The 22,121-nt window shown below is 64.1% G+C and carries 22 protein-coding genes; 12 read left to right on the forward strand and 10 right to left on the reverse strand.

What is annotated here, in order from left to right; genetic code table 11:
• The first annotated feature begins 99 nt into the window (after positions 1–99).
• Both ABD687_RS11780 and ABD687_RS11785 read left to right on the forward strand, forming a co-directional pair.
• Positions 100–1,452 (forward strand): YibE/F family protein, encoded by a 1,353-nt coding sequence (locus tag ABD687_RS11780; protein WP_310290993.1) that lies wholly within the window; start codon positions 100–102, stop codon positions 1,450–1,452.
• 75 nt (positions 1,453–1,527) lie between these two features.
• Positions 1,528–2,142 (forward strand): metal ABC transporter substrate-binding protein, encoded by a 615-nt coding sequence (locus tag ABD687_RS11785; RefSeq protein WP_310290991.1) that lies wholly within the window; start codon positions 1,528–1,530, stop codon positions 2,140–2,142.
• Positions 2,143–2,282: 140 nt separating this feature from the next.
• Here ABD687_RS11785 and pstS read toward each other — a convergent pair whose 3' ends face one another.
• The 4 genes from pstS to arsB form a co-directional block, all read right to left on the reverse strand.
• The gene (gene pstS / locus ABD687_RS11790; RefSeq protein ID WP_310290989.1) at positions 2,283–3,437 is read right to left on the reverse strand and encodes a phosphate ABC transporter substrate-binding protein PstS; all 1,155 of its coding nucleotides are present in this window, start codon (positions 3,435–3,437) and stop codon (positions 2,283–2,285) included.
• Positions 3,438–3,572: 135 nt separating this feature from the next.
• The gene (locus ABD687_RS11795; RefSeq protein WP_310290986.1) at positions 3,573–5,048 is read right to left on the reverse strand and encodes an FAD-dependent oxidoreductase; all 1,476 of its coding nucleotides are present in this window, start codon (positions 5,046–5,048) and stop codon (positions 3,573–3,575) included.
• A 24-nt stretch (positions 5,049–5,072) separates the two neighbouring features.
• A complete protein-coding gene (locus ABD687_RS11800; protein WP_310290983.1) occupies positions 5,073–5,489 on the reverse strand; it encodes an arsenate reductase ArsC in 417 nt (138 codons plus the stop codon).
• The gene (arsB, locus tag ABD687_RS11805) at positions 5,486–6,577 is read right to left on the reverse strand and encodes an ACR3 family arsenite efflux transporter (protein WP_310290980.1); all 1,092 of its coding nucleotides are present in this window, start codon (positions 6,575–6,577) and stop codon (positions 5,486–5,488) included. The genes ABD687_RS11800 and arsB overlap by 4 nt, the downstream gene beginning before the upstream one ends.
• Before the next feature lie 118 nt (positions 6,578–6,695).
• Between arsB and ABD687_RS11810 the strand changes: the two genes are divergently transcribed.
• The 4 genes from ABD687_RS11810 to ABD687_RS11825 are packed head-to-tail and all read left to right on the forward strand — an operon-like array spanning position 6,696 to position 9,809.
• Positions 6,696–7,082 carry an ArsR/SmtB family transcription factor gene (locus ABD687_RS11810; RefSeq protein ID WP_310290978.1) on the forward strand — a complete coding sequence of 129 codons (387 nt, stop codon included), beginning with the start codon at positions 6,696–6,698 and terminating at the stop codon, positions 7,080–7,082.
• Between the two features lie 3 nt (positions 7,083–7,085).
• On the forward strand, positions 7,086–7,517 hold the full coding sequence (locus ABD687_RS11815) for an arsenate-mycothiol transferase ArsC (RefSeq protein WP_310290976.1): 432 nt from the start codon (positions 7,086–7,088) through the stop codon (positions 7,515–7,517).
• A 43-nt stretch (positions 7,518–7,560) separates the two neighbouring features.
• Complete coding sequence (gene trxB, locus ABD687_RS11820; protein ID WP_310290975.1) at positions 7,561–8,550, forward strand: thioredoxin-disulfide reductase; 990 nt, start codon at positions 7,561–7,563, stop codon at positions 8,548–8,550.
• A 2-nt stretch (positions 8,551–8,552) separates the two neighbouring features.
• Positions 8,553–9,809: an MFS transporter gene (locus ABD687_RS11825; RefSeq protein ID WP_310290973.1), complete on the forward strand. Its 1,257-nt coding sequence runs from the start codon at positions 8,553–8,555 to the stop codon at positions 9,807–9,809.
• Positions 9,810–10,157: 348 nt separating this feature from the next.
• On the opposite strand, the gene ABD687_RS11830 is transcribed toward ABD687_RS11825, so the two are convergent.
• From ABD687_RS11830 to ABD687_RS11840, 3 genes are all read right to left on the reverse strand, one after another.
• Complete coding sequence (locus tag ABD687_RS11830) at positions 10,158–10,832, reverse strand: helix-turn-helix domain-containing protein (RefSeq protein ID WP_310290971.1); 675 nt, start codon at positions 10,830–10,832, stop codon at positions 10,158–10,160.
• A gap of 447 nt (positions 10,833–11,279) precedes the next feature.
• On the reverse strand, positions 11,280–12,275 hold the full coding sequence (locus ABD687_RS11835) for an arsenic resistance protein (RefSeq protein WP_310290969.1): 996 nt from the start codon (positions 12,273–12,275) through the stop codon (positions 11,280–11,282).
• A 333-nt stretch (positions 12,276–12,608) separates the two neighbouring features.
• Positions 12,609–13,457, reverse strand: a complete 849-nt coding sequence (locus ABD687_RS11840; RefSeq protein ID WP_310290964.1) for a DinB/UmuC family translesion DNA polymerase — start codon at positions 13,455–13,457, stop codon at positions 12,609–12,611.
• A gap of 168 nt (positions 13,458–13,625) precedes the next feature.
• Between ABD687_RS11840 and ABD687_RS11845 the strand changes: the two genes are divergently transcribed.
• The 3 genes from ABD687_RS11845 to ABD687_RS11855 are packed head-to-tail and all read left to right on the forward strand — an operon-like array spanning position 13,626 to position 15,243.
• A complete protein-coding gene (locus tag ABD687_RS11845; RefSeq protein ID WP_310290961.1) occupies positions 13,626–14,723 on the forward strand; it encodes a tyrosine-type recombinase/integrase in 1,098 nt (365 codons plus the stop codon).
• Positions 14,720–15,064: a helix-turn-helix domain-containing protein gene (locus ABD687_RS11850; protein ID WP_302263505.1), complete on the forward strand. Its 345-nt coding sequence runs from the start codon at positions 14,720–14,722 to the stop codon at positions 15,062–15,064. The genes ABD687_RS11845 and ABD687_RS11850 overlap by 4 nt, the downstream gene beginning before the upstream one ends.
• A complete protein-coding gene (locus ABD687_RS11855; RefSeq protein ID WP_310290958.1) occupies positions 15,061–15,243 on the forward strand; it encodes a hypothetical protein in 183 nt (60 codons plus the stop codon). The genes ABD687_RS11850 and ABD687_RS11855 overlap by 4 nt, the downstream gene beginning before the upstream one ends.
• 29 nt (positions 15,244–15,272) lie before the next feature.
• Here the strand turns inward: ABD687_RS11855 and ABD687_RS11860 are convergent, their stop codons facing one another.
• Positions 15,273–16,448: an IS30 family transposase gene (locus tag ABD687_RS11860; RefSeq protein WP_425566782.1), complete on the reverse strand. Its 1,176-nt coding sequence runs from the start codon at positions 16,446–16,448 to the stop codon at positions 15,273–15,275.
• A gap of 899 nt (positions 16,449–17,347) precedes the next feature.
• Here ABD687_RS11860 and ABD687_RS11865 point away from each other — a divergent pair.
• Positions 17,348–18,745, forward strand: a complete 1,398-nt coding sequence (locus tag ABD687_RS11865; protein WP_310290956.1) for a hypothetical protein — start codon at positions 17,348–17,350, stop codon at positions 18,743–18,745.
• Positions 18,746–18,868: 123 nt separating this feature from the next.
• Here the strand turns inward: ABD687_RS11865 and ABD687_RS11870 are convergent, their stop codons facing one another.
• Positions 18,869–20,392, reverse strand: a complete 1,524-nt coding sequence (locus ABD687_RS11870) for a SulP family inorganic anion transporter (RefSeq protein ID WP_071214384.1) — start codon at positions 20,390–20,392, stop codon at positions 18,869–18,871.
• Positions 20,393–20,578: 186 nt separating this feature from the next.
• Between ABD687_RS11870 and ABD687_RS11875 the strand changes: the two genes are divergently transcribed.
• Positions 20,579–20,971, forward strand: a complete 393-nt coding sequence (locus ABD687_RS11875) for a MerR family transcriptional regulator (RefSeq protein WP_071214385.1) — start codon at positions 20,579–20,581, stop codon at positions 20,969–20,971.
• Between the two features lie 367 nt (positions 20,972–21,338).
• Here the strand turns inward: ABD687_RS11875 and ABD687_RS11880 are convergent, their stop codons facing one another.
• A complete protein-coding gene (locus ABD687_RS11880; RefSeq protein ID WP_022876876.1) occupies positions 21,339–21,596 on the reverse strand; it encodes a metal-sensitive transcriptional regulator in 258 nt (85 codons plus the stop codon).
• 164 nt (positions 21,597–21,760) lie between these two features.
• Here ABD687_RS11880 and ABD687_RS11885 point away from each other — a divergent pair, with 164 nt between their 5' ends.
• On the forward strand, positions 21,761–21,937 hold the full coding sequence (locus ABD687_RS11885) for a hypothetical protein (RefSeq protein WP_310290946.1): 177 nt from the start codon (positions 21,761–21,763) through the stop codon (positions 21,935–21,937).
• Positions 21,938–22,121 lie beyond the last annotated feature (184 nt).

Consider the following 22,121-nt stretch of genomic DNA (forward strand, 5'->3'; position numbering starts at 1 on the left):
CCACCACCGACCACATTTCTTCCCTGTTCGCTATGGCCCGACATGTTCCCGCATCTCCCCATACCGCGCTCATTCAATCAGTCTGGAGCTGAACCTTTTATGGGTGGACACCACCACGCCGACGTACTCGTTGACCCGGCCCGGCGCCGACGCGCCAACCTCATCCTGTGGATCCTTCTCGCCCCGGTGGGGGTGCTGGCGTTCGTGGCGACCATCGTGCTCTGGCCCAGCGGCGGCATCACCAAGTCCCCGCTCAACGATGTCTTTGATACCGCAAGCGGGGTGGAGCTTTCCACCGGAACCGTCACCCGGACGGTCAATGAAACCTGTCCCTCCACCCAGGGGATGGAGGGGACCGGCGGCCAGGAACTGTTGTGCGAGATTTCCTATGTCACTCCCGAGGCGGGCGGTGCCTCCTTCGCCCTGGAAGTTCCGCCGGAAACCACCCAGTCCCGGCCCTTGGTGGCAGGGGACAAGATCAAGTACCTCGACCTCTCGCACACCACCGATACCTCGGCGCCCTACGTCTTCGTTGACTTCGTTCGTTCGACCCCGCTTGCCCTGCTGGGCATCGCCTATGCGGTGGTGGTGTGCTGGGTTGCGCGGTGGCGCGGGCTGCGTGCCTTGGCCGGGCTCGCCGGCGGGCTGTTCTTCATCGTCGGATTCATGATCCCGGCGCTGCTGGAGGGCAAGTCACCCATGCTGGTTGGGCTAACCACGTCAACCATCGTCATGTTTGCCGCGCTGTATTTTGCCCACGGATTCTCGGCCAGGACCTCCACTGCACTGTTGGGGACGCTGTTCGGGTTGGGTGTTACCGCGGCCATAGCCGTTTGGGCCACCGATGCGGCGGCCCTGACCGGGGCCACCGAGGACTCGGCCATGACGCTGAGCACGGTGGTGCCCGAACTCAGCCTCTCCGGCTTGCTGCTGTGCGGCCTGCTCATCGCCGGCATGGGCGTGCTCAACGATGTGACCATCACCCAGTCCTCCGCGGTCTGGGAGCTGGCGGAAATCGCGCCGCATTCCACTGCCCGGCAGCTTTTCACCTCGGGGATGCGCATCGGCCGGGACCACATCGCCTCGACCGTCTACACCATTGCCTTCGCCTACGCCGGCGCGGCACTGCCGATCCTGGTGTTGGTGAGCTTGTACGACCGACCCCTGATGGACACCCTCACCACCGGCCAAATGGCCGAGGAGGTCATTCGAATCCTGGTGGGTTCCATCGGGTTGGTATTGGCCATCCCGGTGACCACTGCCATCGCGGTGGCAGTGGTCAAGGCCACGGGGTCGGGTGCCAAGGCCACGGAAAACGGCTCCATAGCCAGCCAAAGTGGTTCCAGGCTGTCGGGTCGACGCGCCCTGCAGCCGGACGCGGTGGAGCAAATCCATGCTGCGGACTGGACTCCTGAAATGGCCGTTTCCGCAAGACGCCATGATCCCACTTAACGCTAATGATTCTTATTTACGTTAGAATGAGTGCTTGAGCGTTCATACAACCGGCTCTCAAGGATCGCTTCACCCATGAATCGTCGAACACTACGCCTCGTCCCCCTGGCCCCTGCCGGCACCCTTGCCCTGGCGGCCTGCGGCGGAAATGCTTCAGGCCAGGATTCCGCAGCCGAGCAGGACCAAGTTCAAGTGGTCACCAGCACCACCGTCTACGCCGACCTGGTCAGCCGGATCGGCGGAGACCTGGTGGAGGCAAACCCGGTCATCAACTCGGTGTCGCAAGATCCGCACTCCTACGAGGCGACCTCGCGCGACAAGCTCGCACTTTCCAAGGCCCAGCTGGTGGTGGCCAACGGCGGCGGATACGACACTGGTGATGGCAACTGCGGCGGATACGACGTCTTCATGGATGTGCTGGCCAAGGACCTCAAGCCGTCCGAATCCACGGTCATCAACGCCGTCGACACCTCGCCGGTCGCGGACGACGGTGCAGTGGTCGACGAAGACCATGCGGAGGATTCCGCCGTGAAGGACGAGCACGCGGAGCACGGCGACGCTTCCTGCAACGAGCACGTTTGGTACGACGTCGAATCAATGCGCCTGCTCACCGAAGAGATCTCCCAGAGGCTGGCGGAACTGAGGCCCGAGGCCGCCACGACCTTCACGGGGCGGCTTGTGAAAAAGTGAAATATCCGACGCTAAGGTCTTGCCGGGCGCCGCAGTGGCCGGTATCTGTCGAGCTTGATGTAGTTCGTGTGGTGCCAGTAGTACGATCGTGACTTGGCTGGAAGTAGCCCGCTGCGGCGTTTGTCCGTGGCCGTGTCAACTCAAGGGCGAAGGGAAATCGAATCGATGGCCTGTCGGGCTTCCCGCGCGAGGCTGTCGGGCATGGGTGCGCTCTTGGCCGAATCGGAGGCAACCTGTTGCCCCTCGTCGCTGACGACGTAGTACCCGAAGGTCTTGACCAGGTCCAGGGTCGTGGGGTCGGTGTAGCCGCTGCAGACGATGAAGTAGGAGACGAGCACCAGCGGGTAGGCCCCGGGTTCGGTGGTGGTTCTGTCCAGCTCCAGGGCGATGTCGTTTTCGTGCCGTCCCTCCACACGCTTCGAGGCACCCACCGCGATGGACGCAGCTTCGCCACTGACCTCTACGAAGGAATCCCCCACCCGGAGTTTGCCCTTGCCCAGGGTCTGGTCCACCAGGGAATCATCCGCATAGGTCAGGGCGCCGGGTGTGCGGGCAACGGTTGTCACGACCCCGGAGTTGCCTTGGGCTTGTTCGGTGGCCAGGCCCGTGGGCCAGCTGCCGTCGGGTTCGTGGGGCCACTGTTCGGGGGCGGCGGCATGCAGGTATTCGGTGAAGTTCTCGGTCGTTCCCGAATCATCGGATCGTGCGACCTCCGTCATCGGTATATCCGGCAGGGCCACGTCCGGGTTCAGGGCCTTGATGGCCGGATCCTGCCAACTGGTGATGTTGCCGGCAAAGATCCCGGCAATCGTCTGCGCGTCGAAGTTCAGTTCCTTGATGCCGGGGAGGTTGAAGGCGATGCTGATCGGCGAGATGTAGGCGGGGATGTTGATTGCTCCTTGCGGGCCGCACGCCTCTTGGGACTTGGCGACTTCCTCTTCCTTCAGGAAGGCATCGGACCCGGCGAATTGCGTGGCTCCGGCCAGCAGGCCCGCACGTCCTGCCCCGGAACCCACGGAGGCGTATTGCACTTGGACGCGTGGATGCAGGAAGGCGAACCCGTTGGTCCAGGCATTCATGGCCGAGTTCTGCGCCGTCGACCCGCCTCCGGTGAGGGTTCCACTCATGGTTGACGGGTTCCGTTGCGCGGCTTCCTTCTGTGCCTCCCCCAGGGGGTAGTCGGAACCGCAGCCGGCCAGCAGCAACGTCAATCCAAGCACCGAGGCGATCGAACCCATGCGGATACCTGAGCGGGCGCGCTTCGGGGCAAGGGAATGGTGCGGGCCACCATGCATGGCGTACTCCTGGGAATGAGAGGTGGTGGGTACAGCGGTAAGCGGCTTCCCTGGACGAGGTGGTGGGTAGCCGTGTGGTGCGCGGCCACGGGGGTCCCGTCGGGCGGGACCCCCGTGTTCTTGAGCGCGTGTTCTTTAGCGCGAGGCCGGCTCGCCCAGCAGTTCGGCGTGGCCGTGCAGGGTTCCGGTGACGAATCCGATGGTGACCGGCTGCGGACCGCAGCAGGCATCGGCTGCCGGTTCAGGAGTGCTGCAGCAAGAATCTGCTGCGGGTTCCGTTGTGCCGCAGGCGGCCGCCGGTTCGCCCACGGCAGGGGCGTCGCAGGAACCGCCCAGGTCGGTGGAGCAGACCCCGGTTTCCGGTAGTTCCAGTTCGACCAGGTCTGCTGCCGCGCGGTCCCCGGCCAGGGACGCGGCGATGGAGCGGACCTGCTCGTAGCCGGTGGCCATGAGGAACGTCGGGGCCCGGCCGTAGCTCTTCATCCCCACGATGTAGAAGTCGGTTTCCGGGTGGGCGAGGACCCGTTCGCCGTGGGCGGTGACGGTGCCGCAGCTGTGGAACTCCGGATCGATCAGTGGGCCCAGGGCGCTGGGTGCTTCGACGATCGCATCCAGGTCCAGGCGCAGCTCGGAGAGCATGGCCAGGTCCGGGCGGAAGCCGGTGGCCGGAACCAGGAGGTCAATCACGAGGTTGCGTCCGTCGGAGAGGTTCACCGTCAAGCGCTCGTCCGATTCCAGGGAGGTGACGGAGAGGTTTTCCAGGATGGTGATGTCGCCGTTTTCGACGAAGCGGCGCAGGGACGTGCCCAGCTGCCCGCGGGCCGGCAATTCGTCCGCCGCCCCGCCGCCGTAGAGCTTGACCGGGTTGGCTACCCCGCGCAGGCCCCAGAGGATGGTGGTGTCGGGGTGTTGTTGGCGCAACCGACCCAGGCTGATCAGCGTGTTGGCCGCGGAGTGTCCGGCGCCCAGGACCAGGATGGTCTTCCCGGCGAAGGCTTCCTTGTCCGTTCCCAGCGGATCGGGAAGCGGGGAGGTGATGAAGCCTGCGCTTCGGGCTTGGGTTTCGCCGATGGCCTCGATGCCGGAGCGGCCCACCGGATTGGAGGTGTTCCAGGTTCCGGAGGCGTCGATGACGGCCCGGCCCAGCAGATCCTCGGTGCCCGTTGCGGTTTGGGTGCGCACCAGGAAAAGGGCATCTTCGCGGCCATTGGTGCGTGTCTTGTCCACGCTCTTGCCGTCGGCCTGGATGCGGGTGACGTGGGTGACGCGGTGGCCGTAGCTGATGTTCGGGGCCAATGCCGGGTGTGCGGCCAGCGGTTCGAGGTATTCGCTGACCATGTCCGCACCGCTGGGCAGGCGGGTTTCGCGGGGGGCTTCCCAGTCACCGGCGTAGGTGTCCGTCGGGGTTTCCAGCAGGCGGCGGGAGGCGGCGTCGATGTTGTATTTCCAGGTGGAGAAGAGCTTGATGTGGCCCCAAGCGGTCATGGCGGCCCCGGCGCTGGTTCCGGCTTCGAGGATGCGGACATCCTGGTGGCGTTCGTTCAGGTGTGCCGCGGCGGCCAGCCCGATGGGACCGGCGCCGATGACGATCACGGGGTAATTCTGGTTCATGCTCTTCTCCTCCTGGTATGGGTGCTACTTGGTGGCGGGCAGCAGTTCGGAGATGAGCGCCTCGATGCGTGCCCTGATGTCGTCGCGGATCGGGCGGACGGCCTCCACGCCCTGGCCCGCCGGGTCATCGAGCTTCCAGTCCTCGTAGCGCTTGCCCGGGAAGATCGGGCAGGTGTCCCCACAGCCCATGGTGATGACGACGTCGGATTCCTTCACGGCCTCGGTGGTGAGGATCTTGGGGGTTTCGCCAGCCATGTCGATGCCCACCTCGTTCATCGCGGCCACGGCTGCCGGGTTCACGGTGTCGGCCGGCTGCGAACCGGCGGAGCGGACCTCGATCTGCCCGGCGGACAAGTTGCTCAGGAAGGCTGCGGCCATTTGGGAGCGTCCGGCGTTGTGGACGCAGACGAACAGGACGGAAGGCTTGGTGGTGGTGTTCATGCGTTTGCCTTTGCGGGGTTGAAGGAAGGGAAGAATTTGCGGGACCAGAGGGCGACGTAGACCAGGGCCACGAGCAGCGGCACCTCGATGAGCGGGCCGACGACCCCGGCCAGGGCCTGGCCGCTGGTGACGCCGAAGGTGGCGATGGCCACGGCGATGGCGAGCTCGAAGTTGTTGCCCGCGGCGGTGAACGCCAACGTGGTGGTGCGGGCATAGCCCATGCGCAGGGCATGGCCGATGAGCATGGAGGCACCGAAGACCACAATGAAGTAGACCAGCAGGGGCAGGGCGATGCGTGCGACGTCCAGGGGCTTGGCGATGATGGTGTCGCCCTGCAGGGCGAAGAGCAGCACGATGGTGAACAGCAGGCCGTAAAGTGCCCAGGGGCCGATCTTCGGCAGGAACTTGTTTTCGTACCAGTCCCGGCCCTTGGCCTTTTCGCCAAAGGTGCGGGTGAGGTACCCGGCGACCAGCGGGATACCCAGGAACACGAGCACCGAAAGGGTGATGGTCCAGATCGAGAATTCGGCGCTGGTGGTGGGCAGGCCCAGCCAGGACGGGAGCGCCTGCAGGTAGAACCAGCCCAGGGCACCGAAGGCGAAGACCTGGAAGACGGAGTTGATGGCCACCAGCACCGCGGCGGCCTCGCGGTCCCCACAGGCCAGGTCGTTCCAGATGAACACCATGGCGATGCAGCGGGCCAGCCCGACGATGATCAACCCGGTCCGGTACTCGGGCAAATCCGCCAGGAAGATCCAGGCCAGGACAAACATGAACGCCGGGGCCAGGACCCAGTTGATCACCAGGGAGGTGATCATGAGTTTCTTGTCGCTGAGCACGCGCCCGGTCTCGTTGTAGCGGACCTTGGCCAGCACCGGGTACATCATCACCAGCAGGCCCACTGCGATGGGCAGGGAGATGCCGGCGACCTGGAGGGAGTCCAGGACCGAGCCGAGTCCGGGAATGAGTCGACCCAGGGCCAGCCCGAGGGCCATGGCGGCCAGGATCCACACGGCCAGGTAGCGGTCCAGGGTGGAGAGCTTGGCGCTCAGGTGCCGGGTTTCAGCGGGCGGGGCATGCGATGTCACGTCGAGTTCACTCCAAAAGACTAGGCATCGACGAGCGTCGATGTATCGAGTATGCTTGCTTATATCGACGATTGTCAATCTCCCGCCCGGGAGACGTAAGGAAAGCGAGGCGAGGCAGATGCCCACCCCTGTTGCCACCCAAACCCGTCAGGAAACCCCCGTGGTTCCCGAACAGGAAACCGAAGCCCCGTGCTGCGTTCCCTCCCACGGGGAGGATTCCTTGCTTGCCGTCGAGGCCGAGGCCCTGGCGGCGCGATTCAAGGCGCTGTCCGACCCGAACCGGTTGCGCATCCTGTCGATCGTTTCCTCGTCCCCGGATGCCGAGACCTGCGTCTGTGACTTGTCCGAGCCGCTGAACCTGGGCCAGCCCACCGTCTCGCACCATCTGAAGATCATGGTGGAAGCCGGCCTGTTGAACCGCGAGAAGCGCGGGGTCTGGGCCTACTACTCGCTGGTTCCCGGGGCACTGGATTCCCTGGCCGCAACCCTGATCCCGAAGGCCTAACCCATGAGCACCACGTCACCGGCAGCCCGTCCCGCCGTCCTGTTCGTCTGCGTCAAGAACGGCGGCAAGTCTCAGATGGCCGCCGGCCTGATGAAATTCGAGGCCGGGTCCGAGGTCACCGTCACCTCGGCCGGCACCCATCCGGGGAAGGCCATCAATGCGCTCTCGGCCGAGGTCCTGCAGGACCTCGGCATCGACATCGGCGCGGAGCAGCCCAAGGCGTTGACCGAGGAGAACATGCGTACAGCCGGGCTGGTGGTGGTCCTGGGCACCGAGGCCCACGTCCCCGCGGTGGAAGGCGTGAGCGTGGAAATCTGGGAAACGGACGAACCATCCCTGCGCGGCGTCGAAGGCCGGGAACGCATGGAACTGGTCCGCGACGACATCCACGGACGGGTCAAGGACCTGAAAAACCGCCTCCTGGCCTCGCACTAACACCCCCACCATCGAGTTTTACCCCGTCTTGAAAGGCTTTCCCATGAGCTCTGGCATCTCCGACACCATCCGCAACGTCATCATCATCGGATCCGGCCCCGCCGGATACACCGCCGCCATCTATACCGCCCGCGCGGATTTGGCCCCTCTGGTCATCGCCGGCTCGGTCACCGCCGGCGGGGAACTGATGAACACCACCGAGGTCGAGAACTTCCCCGGCTTTACCGAGGGCATCATGGGCCCGGACCTGATGGAGAACATGCAGAAGCAAGCCGAACGCTTCGGCGCCGAAATCCTCTTCGACGATGTCACCCACGTGGAGCTGGCCGGCGACATCAAGAAGGTCACCGCGGGAAACGGGACCACCTACCTGGCACACACCGTCATCCTCTCCACCGGCTCGGCCTACCGCACCCTCGGGGTGCCCAACGAAAAGCGGCTGACCGGCCACGGGGTGTCCTCCTGCGCGACCTGCGACGGATTCTTCTTCCGCGGACAGGACATTGCCGTGATCGGCGGCGGGGACTCGGCCATGGAGGAAGCCCTCTTCCTGACCAAGTTCGCCTCCAAGGTCACCGTCGTCCACCGCCGCGACACCCTGCGTGCCTCCAAGATCATGGCCGACCGTGCGCTGGCGCACCCGAAGATCGACTTCATCTGGAACAGTGCCGTGACCGACATCGAGGGCGAGGAAAAAGCCACCGGCCTGCAGCTGGAAAACCTGCTCACCGGGGAAACCAGCAGCCTCCCGGTGACCGGGGTGTTCGTGGCCATCGGCAACGATCCGCGCACCGACCTGGTCAACGACCAAGTGGAACTCACCGCCGCCGGCACGATCGCCGTGAAGGACCGCACCTCCCAGACCTCGCTTCCCGGGGTTTTCGCCGCCGGGGACGTCATCGATGCGACCTACCGACAGGCCATCACCGCCGCCGGATCCGGTTGCGTGGCGGCCCTGGATGTCACCCACTTCCTGGCCGCAGGCGAAGACTCCGAAGCTCAGCTGGCAAGCGCCTCCTTCCAGCCGGCCTGATCATGTCCCCCATCCGGCGGTTGACCACGCGGCGCGGCTGCGTCGTCGCCGGCCTGGGAGTGGGCCAGATCCTGTCGTGGGGTTCGACCTTTTACCTGCTCGCGGTCCTGGCCGGACCCATCGCCACGGACACCGGATGGCCGGTTTCCCTGGTGGTCGCCGGCGTCTCGGTGGGGCTGGTCATCGCGGGCCTGGGCTCGCCACGTGTCGGTACCCTGGTGGCCGGCAACCACGGGCGCACCGTCCTGGTGGCCAGCGCCCTGTTGCTCGCCCTGGGCCTGGCCGTCCTCGGTGTGGCACCGAACCAGTGGTGGTACCTCGGGGCCTGGGCGATCCTCGGGGCGGGCATGAGCGGCGGCCTCTACAGCGGGGCGTTCGCGGTCCTGGGACACACCTATGGTTCCTCCGCACGCTCGGCCATTACCCTCCTGACGCTTTTCGGCGGGTTCGCCAGCACCATCTGCTGGCCGCTGAGCACCGTACTGGTCAACGAGCTGGGATGGAGGTGGACGGCCCTGGCCTATGCCGGGGCGCACCTGCTGATCACCGCCCCCTTGTATGCGATCACCATTCCGCGCCGGCCCGTGGCTCCAACACCCAACAGTGAACCACCGGATCGGAACCATGCTGTCCCGATGCCCTCCGGCCCCCGCTGGTTGCTGTTCGCCCTGGTGGCCCTGGTTTCCACCCTGGGCACCTCCATTGCCGCATTGATGTCGATCCACATGTTTTCCCTGCTGGCGGGCATCGGGATCGCCGGAACCGCTGCAGTCCTCCTGGCGGCAACCATCGGCCCTTCCCAGGTGGGCGCCCGGTTCATCGAATTGGTCATCGGGCGCAAACACCACTCCTTGTGGACCATGCTGGCAGCGACCCTGGCCATGGCGGTGGCCATCGGGTTCCTCGGGTCCGGATTCCTGGCTCCCACGCTCCTCATGGTGGTTTACGGGGTGGGGATCGGGCTGAGTTCGATTGCCAACGGAACCGTGCCGCTGGCGCTCTTCGGCCAGGAGCACTACGCACGGCTCATGGGCCGCATCGCCCTGCCCTCGCTGCTGGCCCAGGCAGCGGCACCCCTCATCGGGTCCGTGCTCATCCGGGACCTGGGGCAACAAAACACGATGATCGTGCTGGGGTGGGTGGCGTTGCTGGCCCTTGTCCTGGCCCTCTGGCTAATGCTCCTGCACCACGGCAAGCCCAACCCCGCCGCCCCTGCGGCAGCATCCGAGCCCTCCGGCCTCAGCTCTTACCATTCGTAGGAACGCGGGGCACCACCACTCGGACACCTGCGCCCCCACACCGGGTTTCCTGGTCCCCGCAATGATCACCGACCCTCGGGACTCGGATGACAGGGGGAGCCAGGGCCTTCCACGGTTCGCCCGCCAGGAGGCGCAAGGACCCGTGCCGGCGAGTCTTCGTAGCTGATTGGCTGGCGCACGGGCACAACCGCACCGTGTGGCGTCAAGGGAATCGCACCGCGGCCGGATTCCCGGTGCCGCCATACACTGTGACTTTTCCCGTCGCCTGTGCGGAACATTCCCGTGACCTGATAACTCTTAAAACGCAGGTCAGAGGGGGGCTTATTCCGCTAGCGGACCCCGGGCGGGCTATGCTGCGCGCAGGCGGGGTGCGAGGACGTTGATGCGACGAGAGAGGTCGGCGAAGGCGTTCTCGAACGCGGCCTCGGTGTCCAGCCAGAGCGGGTCAGTCACGGACCAGTGGATATCCCCCAGGGCGGGGAGTTTCTCGTGGGCAATGTCGCAAACCGTTACGACAAAGTCCTCGCCGTCCGCCACTTGGTCCAAGCGCCGGGGCCGACTCTCCTCGAGGTCCAGTCCGTGGCTGCGGGCGACGTCCACGGCCCCTTGGGCGATGCCGTTTGCCGGGTCCATTCCCGCGGACGCCGAGGGGATGGAACTGGCCCGTTGCCACAGGGCGGCGGCCAGTTGCGACCTCGCACTGTTCCGCACGCCGACGAATAGGACCCGGCGGGCCGCGCGTTCGCCCCCGGGCACCAGCCCGTCGAGGGCACCGGCGGCGAGCCGGAAGTAGCTCCGCCGCTTGTCCGCCTCGGAGCGGTGGCTCGTCACCAAACCTGATGCTTCCAGTGCGCGCAGGTGGTGGGAGAGCAGGTTCGAGGGCAACCCCAACTCCGCCCGCAGCTCGGTCGGTGAAGAGTCGCCCAGAGTCAGCAGGTCCACGATGCGCAACCGTGCGGGATCCGCGAGTGCCCCATGCTTGGTGATCCGCGCCTGAAAGGCAATTTCTGACTCATTGTTCATTGGTTCAATCGTTACTGAGATACGTTTGACGGTCAAATTGAAGCTACGGCTTCACCCCCAGCTGCCGCTGTGGCGCCGCCCCGTTCCCTGTGAATCGCCGCGGTAAATGGCAGGCTTTCCTTGATCATGAGGAGACGGACGCCCGGTGAGCCGGATGGCGCCGTTGGCCATGACGGGGGTTCTTCCGGTGCAAAAAGGGGCTAAGTCAGGCGGCGAAGCAGGAGAGCTTTGAGATGTCGGTGGTGAAGGACTGGGCGGCCATCTTGATCCCTTCGGCCATGGTCAGGTACGGGCTCCACAGGCCGGTTCCCCGCCCCCGGATTCCGGTAGGCCCAAGGGGGCAACGCGCGGACGGGATGTGTCGGCACCGGAGATCCGTCAGGTACCGTGCCCTCCGCCAAACCGCCGAGCCCGGCAATGATGCCCGGCTCGGCGGTTAAGCGGAGGTCAGGCCGGTTGGTGGCGGTGTTCGGTGCGAATGATCCGTGGCAGGAACCTGACGTAGAGGACCATGCCGATGAGTTCGACGAGCGTCTGGGTGACCACGACCAGTGCGGCCAGGGCCAGGGGTTCGGGCAGCGCCAGGGCCAGTGGGAGCACGACCAGTGAATTGCGGGTCGCGCCGCTAAAAACGACAGCACGAGTGGCGGCGGCATCGAGGCGGGCGGGCCTGGCCGCTAGCATCCCCAGCGGCACCATCACCAGCAGGAATGCTGCATAGAGGGGAACCACTGCCAGCAGCGAGCCGAGTTCCTGGCCGACTTCGGTGATCTGTGAACCGACGACCACCGCCAGGGTTGCCATCATCAGGGGAACCATCAAGGCCTGCATGAGTTTCATGATGATCCTGCCCGCCGCTGCCTTGCGTGCCAGTGCTTGCGTGAGTGCTGCCGCAGCCAGGGGAATGAGGATCAGGACGACCAGGGCCTCGACGAAGGGTGCCGGGTCGATCACCGACACCACGTCGGGGCCGACGAAAAGTAGCAGGTAGAGGGGCAGCAGGAGCATCTGGAGCAGCATCAGGACCGGTGCGGCGGCCAGCAACCTGTCGCTGGCCCCGCCTGCCAGCCCGGTGAATACAATGACGTAGTCGATGCAGGGGGTCAACAGCACCAGCAGGACCCCGAGGAGCAGGGCTTGGTCCCCGGCGATGAAACGCGTCAGGCCAAAGACCACCAGCGGAACAATGACGAAATTCAGCACCAGCACGGTGCCCATGAACCGCCAGTCCCTGGCGGCCTTCCCGATGGCGGCAAAGGGAATGCCCAGGAACGTCGCGAAGAGCAGCAGCCCCAGGACGGGGTTGATCGAATGTTCCAGGGCTCCGGCCGAACCGGGTGCCAGGAATCCGACAGCACCACCGATCAGGATGGCCACGAGGTACAGACCGATCTGATGGTGTTCCATCCGTGCAATGAGCTTCCGGGTATTCACCCTGCCCATGCTAGGCGAGGTGGCCCGCCACCGATGAATCGGTACCTGGCTCCCCGCCCGGTTGCTGGCGGCGGTCTTGGGTGGTAGCGAAAACGATCGTTAGCGAGACACTATGAGCTCGGTTCTTGGAACCGCGTAATCACGCTGGCCATTTTGAACGCTTGCCGTGTACGCGCCAATGTAATGGCCTCCGGGCTTTGCGATACTCGATGCCTGCGAGGATCGGACTCAGGGCTTCAAACGGGACAGATTGCTGGTCAACGGCTGCATACTTCTCGTGGAAAATCGCGCTACCGTCGGATATTCCGCTTTTTCACAAGCCACCCCTGCATTGGTCTTGTTTCAGCTGGCGTGCACGGTCAGCAGCTCGTCCCAGTGGGTGGTGTAGCGCGGCGACATCATGTCCCGGCGCATCGTCCACTCGGGGCCGGTCTTCATTCCCGCCAGGCCGAGCCCGACCGCGTTCACTCCGTGGCGCTGCTTGATCTTCTGGATCAGCGGGCCGATTTCCTTGGCCTCGTGGGCATTCACGAACGGTTCGAAGGTCTCTTGGGCGCCGGTCGGGCGGATATCGGTCACCACGATTCCGGCCCGGGCGTACTTCACCCCGTCCAGGATCTTGGGAAGCAGCGCCTTGGCCGCGCGCGTCAGCAGCAGCGGGTCCGCGGTCGGGCCGGGAAGGGCGACGGTCACTGCGGGCTGGTGGGAATCGTTGGTGTTGTAGTAACTGGTCATGGCCCAGGCAGTGAGCACCTTGGCCTGCCGCTGATGCTTGTGCAGGCGGGCGGAGGCCTGTTCGGCGTAGATCCCCAGGACTTGCTCCATGCCGTGTGTGTCGGTGATGGGCGTGGAGAAGGAGCGGCTGAATATCAGCTGTCCCTTGATTTCGTGTTCTTCTTCCATGGGGATGCAAGGGGTTCCCCGCAGCTCGAGAACGGTGCGCATCATGACGATCGAGAAGCGGTTGCGCAGCATCACCGCGTCGGCGTCGCGCAGGTCTTTCATGGTCCGGATCCCCAGGCCCATCAGCCGCTTGGCCAGGCGGGGGCCGATGCCCCAGATTTCCACCGTGGGCAGTCGGCCCAGGAGTTGTTCGCGGTCCTCCAAAGTGACGGCATCCCACACGCAGACCCCGCCCAGGTTTCGAAATTTCTTGGCGCATTGGTTTGAAAGCTTGGCCAGGGTATTCAAGCATGGACTGTTGCATAAAATGCAACTGGATACGTATTCACCCGTAGCCAATAGCCCAAGAGCTCGGGAAGCAGCGCCGGGGACTTCAGCCTAACCATTGACCTGTTGAATTGGCCATTGACAGTTGTTGCATCTATTCATACAGTCATCGATTAGATGCAACAATTCTTGGACGTCAGCAACCTCCGGAACGTGCTATCCCTCGATTCCGGGACCGCGGCCCTTCATCCAGATGAAGCGGTCTACGAATCCATGCTCGGTTCCTGGGAGCAACAGCAACGAAGCCGAAGCCTGGCCGACGCCACCATTGAAAGCCGAACCTCCACCGTCAGGAACTTCGGCGAGTATGCAGGGACCTACCCGTGGCAGTGGCAAGCCTCCGACCTGGAAGAATACACCAGCTCCATGCGTTCCAAGAGACTTGCGCTTTCGACCATCAGGCAACGGCAAGGGATCCTGCAGGTTTTCTGCAACTACCTGATCAGCCCCGACTATGACTGGGTGGAGATCTGCGAGTCCCAATTCGGGAACACGCCCTCCCAGATCTGCCTGCCATGGAACACGACGAAACACGTGGCGGACTACGAAGGGCGCCCGGCACGGCGGGCACTGACATTCGATGAGATACAGACATTGTTCGACTATGCGGATTCACGGGTTGAATCCTCGATCCGTGAAGGACGGAAGGGCGCGCTGGCAGCACTGCGGGACGCTCAGATGTTCAAGACCGCCTATGCCTTCGGACTGCGACGGGCCGAACTTCGGGGCCTGGACCTCCACGACCTTCACCGCAATGCCCGTGTCCCCGAGTGGGAACGGTACGCCGCCATGCATGTTCGATGGGGCAAGGCGAGCAAGGGAAGCGTGCCGAAACGCCGGACCGTCTTGCTCGTCCCGGAACTGTCATGGTGGATAGACGGCATGAGGCAATGGGTCGACGAAGGCAGGGCACTGTTCTCACCCGGCGACCTGCCGGCGCTCTGGCCCACCGAACGGAAAACCCGTGTCTCCCTGGAGTACATTGACCGGCGGTTCACCGCCCTGCGGCGCGAAGCCGGCCTCGACCCCGCCCTGACGCTGCACTGCCTACGCCATTCCTATGTCACGCATCTGATCGAATACGGCTATGCCGATCGATTCGTCCAAGAGCAGGTCGGCCACCAGCACTCCTCAACGACGGCCATCTACACCTCCGTCAGCGGCGACTACAAGAACCGAATCCTGGCGGACGCCTTGGGCCGCTTCAACACCCTGGAGCTGACATGACCAAACATGTTGAGACCACCTGGAATTTGCGCCGCATCATGGCGGACCAAGGGCTCTTCAAGACCACCGAGTTGATCCCCCTGCTTGAGGAGTACGGCGTCAGCCTCTCCCGCGAACAGGTGTTCCGGCTCGTTACCCAGACACCCGAGCGGGCGAACCTGAGCTTCATCGGCGCGGTGTGTGCCGCGCTGAACTGCACGGTCTCGGACCTGATCGAGGTCCGCGTCGTGGAGGAGAAATCCGTTGCCGTCTCCGGTGAACCGACCCGTGGTTCCATCGGAAACCTGCGGCCGAAGCCTGCCAGGATCCACCGCCCGCCACAGGCCCCGCAGGGCGCATGAATTCGCTGCCGGTGGACCCCGACGTGGCCCTTGCCCAGATTGTCCACGCGTGCAGGAAAGAGGCGCCGGAGTTGCCCGATTCGGTCATTGCCTCGGCTGCTCTCCTGGCGGGCGGGGCGAAGGCCCGCACCCGCTTCGCCCGCGAACTGGCATTAAAACCCGACCTGCTCACCTCTTGAATTCTAGGGATCGTTGCAACACCAGGTGGCTAGGCTGCCAACAGTAGTTCACGCAGGCGCTCGGTCGGGGTATCCCAGCCGAGCGTTTTGCGTGGACGTCCATTGAGCAGGCGAGCGACCCGCTCGAGTTCCTCGGGACCATGGACGCCGAGGTCAGTTCCTTTAGGGAAGTATTGGCGCAGCAACCCGTTCGTGTTCTCGTTGGATCCGCGCTGCCAGGGGCTGGCTGGATCGCAGAAGTAGACATCCATGTCCGTGGCCATGGAGAAAGCCTTGTGCGTCGCCATCTCGGCGCCCTGGTCCCAGGTCAGGGACCCTCTCAGCAGCTCGGGCAGCCCACCCATGCTCTTGATCAGGCCGTCGCGAACGGTTGCGGCGGTGTGATCACCGTCGAGGTGAACGAGCATGACAAAACGGGTAGTTCGCTCGACCAGAGTCGCAATCGCGGACTGATTCAGCGTCCCCGTGATCAGGTCCCCTTCCCAGTGCCCTGGCACGGCACGGTCCTCAATTTCGGCGGGACGCTCGGAGATGTTGATCATCGGGTCCCGGAACCGGCTGGTGCGCTTCTCCGGATCGGTGCGTGGCTTGCGGCGAGTTCGGCCGGTCCTTAACGCTGTGGCCACCTCTCGCTTGAGACCGCCACGGGCCTGGAAGTAGAGAGCCTGATAGATCGTTTCAGCGCACACGTGAAACTCCAACCTGTCGGGGAGCATCTTCCTCAGCCTGTTACTGATTTGCTCCGGTGACCAGCCTAGAAGCAACTTGGCCCCCACGTATTTTCGTAAGGTTCCCTCGCAAGAGAGCTTGCTGGTCTTGGGTCGTGGTCGGCGTTTGGCCGCTGCACGGTGCGCAGCATAGGGCTGGTAGCCGTTGGGACCGGTGTTGCGGCGGATCTCCCGGCTCACCGTCGAGACCGGCCGTCCTAGCGCCCTGGCGATGGCACGCATCGAGGAGTCGACCGCGAGCAGGTCTCGGATCTGCTCGCGTTCGGAAAGGGAGAGGTAGCGGTCGCTGATTGGTTTCTCCAGCGCGGCAAGCCCTGGAAACGGAGCCATGAAGGACGAACCCTCGACTGGATTATAAGTAGTCACCCCTTGTTTGTAGTCGACAACCCGACCGTCCGGGTAATAGCGTCGGTCGCCGGTCTTGCGAATGCCGGCGTCCCATTCCTTTGACGTGGTTACGTGAACCCCAACGGACATGGCAGCCTCCCGGCGAGATAGACCGGTGCCGCGCAGTCGCAGGAACTCTTCCCGTTTCCCGGCATGGGTCCCCTTCACGGCCGCTCCGGACTTGTATGCCCATTGGAAACAGGTGCCTGCGGGGATACCGACCTCGCGGGCGGCAACCGAAACGTTGCCAAGTCGCGCCAGCGCGGTGAAGAACTGGTCTTTCTGCTCCTGGGTGTATTTGGCCTTCTTCTTGCCGCGGGCGCCATGGACTGAGGATTTGATGCCTGGGGTGAGTTCGCGGGCCCACTGGTAGCACTTATTTGGATTGAACCCGAGCTCCGCGGCTGCAGCAGATACGTTCCGGGTCCGGTCCAAGACACTCAGGAATCGGTCGTGGTCCTCGGCCGAGTACTTCCGGGGCGTTGAAGGATTCTTATCGGTTGGTGATTTCTTCGTTAAAGACGACACGGTCGTTGCAACTCCCAAAGATCTGGGGTGTTGCAACGACCGCTAGAACTCGCCCCTCGGGCCGCTCGGATGCCTCCCCGACGGCGTACCGCCTGATCAAGGACCTGCGCGCGCGAGGCTACGAAAACATCCAGCTGCCCCGCTGTTCCTCCTGCGGGCTGGCCAAGAACCTTCCACACCGGGACGGCCAGGGAGGGAAGCGATGCGGATCGTGCAACCGTCCCGCCACCACCCCGGATTGCACCTCCTGCCATCAGGTGCGCCGCGGCGGACACCGAATGATCGATGGCAAACCCTATTGCGCGCCCTGTTGGCGACGTGATCCCCGCAGCCGGGAAATCTGCAGCATCTGCGCAAGACCCGGAACCGCCGTCGTCCGAAGCGCCTCCGGGCCGGTCTGCAAGGGATGCTATACCTCCCCCTCCACGGCATGCTCCCATTGCGGAGAAATCCGCCCCACCATGACACGGAAGGAAGACACACCACTGTGCATGCGTTGCTACCAGTCGCTGCGCAAACGCCCCCGCACTTGCTCCCGCTGCGGGGAATACCGCATCGCCCCCTACCTCCGCCAAGAGGGACCCGTCTGCCCTCACTGCGCGAACCAATTCGACCTGGGCCAATGTGCCGGATGCGGCAACGACCAACGACCACTCCAAGGAAACTACTGCACCATTTGCGTTGCACCTCGGCTTCTTCGAATTCTCATCTCCGATGACGAGGGCACCACTCATCCCCAGCTGACGGCCCTTGAGCACTACCTGCTCAGGAACCCGGAGAACGCCGACGCGGTGATCAGTTGGATCCGACGCAGCCCGATGGCGCGCGTCGTCCACGACATGGCCACCGGCCACGCCCCCATCTCGCTGCGCGCGATAGCCGGACACCGAGCAGGGGGTGCGACCGGGTATCTCGCCGCCCTGCTCATGGAATCCGGGGTCGTCCCCACCGAAAATTTCGACCGCATTCGGCTCGAAGTGTGGGAAGAGGAATACTTCGCCGCCCTGCCCAACCTAGCCAACCGATCGCTTCTCAAGCAATATGCCGCGTGGATCGTCAATCCGCGGTTTGTCGATGCCGCGCATCTAGGCACCACGGACGAAAGCCTCCGCCACAGGCAATCCAAGGCCCACCTGATCGCGGTCTGTAATCTGCTCGACACGCTCAATGACCGCGGTCTCGATCTGGGCACCGTGCCCCAGCGCACCTTCGACGACTATGTGGCAACACGCGGCAGGGCCGGCAAACAACTCACGCCGTTCATCCGTTGGGCGGGCGCCCAGGGATTGACGCGCCTGCGCAGCGAATACCTGAAAAGCAGCTTGGGAACCTCGGGTGCTACCGAGGACGAACGATGGGCCTGGGCAAAGGATCTGCTCACCTCCGAGGACCTTCGGTTGGAGGTGCGCGTCGGCGGGCTGCTTGCCATCATCTACGGAACGGCTCTGACCCGCGTCGTCTCGCTTCGACGCGATGCCGTCACGTTGGAGGGCGACACGATCTATCTCTCGCTGGGAACCGAACCGATCAAGCTTCCCTCAGCATTGGGCGCGTTGCTACGGCGGCTTCTGGACTCCGGAACCACCTCGGGCCGGGAGAGCAACATCTGGATCTTCAAGGGTCGGCGAGCAGGCCGCCACCTCACGACCGCGACGATCAGGGGACCACTCGCGCGCAGAGGCATCAGCCTTCGCGCCGCCAGGAACGTTGCACTCATGAGCCTCGCCCGCGACCTTCCGCCCTCGGTCTTGGCTGAACTCTTGGGCATCTCCGTCTATGCCGCGGAACGCTGGAGCGCCCACAGCGGCCACGACTGGACCGACTACCCCCGCGTACGCCTCACGACAGGACCTATCTAGGCTTCCATGCCAAATTCCAGACATCCCCAGCCTGGTGTCCAGCCTGTGAATCGCAGCGATAAATGGCGTGGTTTTTGCAGTGCTAATTGGCCGAATGAGCACGGGCTCGGAGGGGATAGACGCTTAGTGCCCCGCTCCGAGTTTCCCGGCCATGCGTTCGCGCATTTTCAGGCTGGCCGCGTTCAGTCCCTCGATCTCCACGGTCTTGCCGTACTTGGCGTATTTGGCGGTGATGGCGTCTAGGGAAGCGATGGTGGATGCGTCCCACAAATGCGAGTTGTACAGGTCGATGACCACGCGGTTGGGATCCTCGACGTAGTCGAACTGGGTGTAGAGGTCGTTGGAGGAGGCGAAGAACAGTTCCCCGTTGACTTCGTACTTGGCAATTTGTTCCCCGAAGTGCTCCTCGATGCGCCGTTCCACGGTGACCAGGTGAGCGACCCGGTTGGCGAAGAGGACCATCGCGGTCAGGACCCCGACGCCGACGCCGATGGCCAGGTTGTGGGTGGCGACGGTGAAGATGACGGTGACGAGCATGACGGTGGTTTCGCTCTTGGGCATCATGCGCAGCGTGGAGGGCTTGATGCTGTGCCAGTCGAAGGTGGTCACGGACACGAAGATCATCACTGCCACCAGTGCTGCCATCGGGATCAAGGCCACGACATCCCCCAGGGCGACGACCAGGATCAGCAGGAACGCCCCGGCCAGGAAGGTGGAAATGCGGGTGCGGGCGCCGGAGGCCTTGACGTTGATCATGGTCTGGCCGATCATCGCGCAGCCGCCCATGCCGCCGAAGAACCCGGTGATGATGTTTGCCGCGCCCTGGCCCCAGGATTCGCGGGTCTTGTTGGACCGGGTGTCGGTGACGTCATCGACGAGTTTTGCAGTCATCAGGGATTCAAGCAGTCCCACGAAGGCCATGGCCAAAGCGTAGGGGAACAGGACCTGCAGGGTCTCAAGGTCCAACGGAACGTTGGGCAAAAACAACGAGGGCAGGCTTTCGGGCATTTCGCCCTTGTCCCCGACGGTCGGCACGGCCAGGGATGCCAGGACGGCGATCAGCGTGAGTACCACGATGGCGACCAGGGGCGCGGGGACCGCGGTGGTGATCTTGGGCAGGCCGAAGACGATCAGCAGGCCCAGGGCCGTGAGCGGGTAGACCAACCACGGGACCCCGAGCAGTTCGGGGACCTGGGACATGAAGATCAGGATTGCCAGGGCGTTGACGAATCCGACCATCACCTGCCGGGGGATGAAGCGCATCAGCTTGGCCACGCCCAGCAGCGCCAGGATGATCTGGAGGATCCCGGCCAGGATGACTGCGGCGATGAAGTAGTCCACGCCATGACTTTTCACCAGCGGGGCGATGACCAGGGCAATGGCGCCGGTGGCGGCGGAGATCATGGCCGGCCGCCCGCCGAGGAAGGCGATGGACACGGCCATGGTGAAGGAGGCAAACAGCCCGATACGGGGATCGACGCCGGCAATGATGGAGAAGGCGATGGCCTCGGGAATCAAGGCCAGCGCCACGACCAGCCCGGCCAGGACCTCGGTCTTGAGCAGGCGCGGGGACCTGAGGGTGCGTACGACGGACTGGCGTTCCTCCGGGGCCAGGACCGGGTGTCCTGGGGTGGTTTTCGTGGCCATGGGTGGCTCCGTTCAGGGGGTCGGCGCGCTCTGGCGCTCAGCTACATAGAATCAGTGGGGTGTGTGCGCCATTGCGTTGTGCAATGCATGGCCGCGACTAGGAATGGCCGTGGCAGCGCATCAAGTGATTTCAAATCTACCTTAACGTAAAGGTAAGGTTGAAATTCGAGGAAGAAGGAGACCCCTATGGATGAAACGACCCGACCCATCAAGGCTGGCCAGACGATGCACATCGGGGACCTGGCCGAGGCCACCGGCCTGTCCCAGCGCACCATCCGCCACTACGACGAGGTCGGCCTGCTTCCGGCAACCACGCGCAGCGAGGGGGGCTTTCGGATCTATACCGACTCCGACCTGCAGCGCATGCTCGTGATCCGCTCCATGAAACCGCTGGGATTCAGCCTGGAGGAAATGGGCGAGCTGCTCGATACGGTCGACGCCCTGGCCGACGACACGAACAATCCGGAGGCCCGGGCCAGGCTTGAAGGCTTCATTGCCCATGCCAACGCGAAGCTGGACAAGCTGGCACTGAACCTCAGCCGGGCCGAAGCCTTCATCCAGGACCTGCAGGCCAAGTAGCCCCACCGGCCAAAGCCTGTCCAGGAGTCCGGGTTGCGGGCCCCCGGGAGTCCATGTCTGACCGAAAGGCCTCTGCCACGCTCGACCTGCCGTTCACCGGAACCAGTCGCTTCCGGGAAGACCCCTCGGCCCATGACACAACGCTTAGTGACCGTGTTTTCTGGACTTTGCTGTTGCGTCTTCGGGCCGCTGGATGAAGCAACTACATTAGATGCCGCCACTCAGGGCGCAGCGACTGATGGGTTTAGGGGAATGATGCCCTGGCGGTTGCCAAGCCGCCGAGATGCCGAAGTTCGCGCATGGGCGCTGCCAGACCGCCGGAGTGCTGTGCTTAATGCCCGGGGAAGGCGACCGCCGGGTGGGTGCGTTAGGCCAGCGAGAGGAAGAGCTTTTCCATGTCGGCGCGGTCGGCGGTGGGATCCTCACTTTTCAGGCACTGTTCGAGCCCGGTGGCGATGATGGAGAACCCCGCGCGGTCGATGGCCTTCGAAGCGGCGGAAAGCTGGGTGACCACCGCGCGGCAGTCACCGCCTTCCTCCAGCATGCGTATCACCGCGTTCAGCTGGCCCTGGGCTCGTTTGAGCCTGTTGATGGCCGGTTTCATGGTGTCCGCTTCAAGTTCCATGGTGGGTCCCTCCCGGGTGTAGGTTGCCTCAATCATATACCCCCGGGGGTTTCTGTGACATGTCATCGGCCGAGATTCTGAATACCCCATGGGGTATGTGTCATACTCAAACACAGAGGGGCACCCGAGCCCCATCGATAACCCGAGACCCGAGGAATCACCCTATGTGCCGCGCCACCACATGCCGCAAATGCCAGAAAACCACCTGGGCCGGATGCGGCCAGCACGTCAAGCAGGTCATGGCCCAGGTGCCGCGCAGCGAACGCTGCTCCTGCCACCCCGATGCCCCGAAGAAGGCCGGCAGGGAAGGCGGATTCTTCGCGCGCCTCTTTGGCCGCTAGGCCGAGTCACTGCATGCTTTCCGGCGATCGACACCATGGGGGATGGTGTCGATCGCCGTTTTTTGTGGGCAAGCGGCCCTGGGTGTGGTCGATGGACTTCTTGACACATACCCCCCGGGGTATTATCGTTTTAGTTGAAGCGCATACCCCCTGGGGTATAAACGATGAACAGACAAACAAAGGA

It is taken from the genome of Paeniglutamicibacter sulfureus (assembly GCF_039535115.1).
Taxonomy (GTDB): Bacteria; Actinomycetota; Actinomycetes; order Actinomycetales; family Micrococcaceae; genus Paeniglutamicibacter; species Paeniglutamicibacter sulfureus.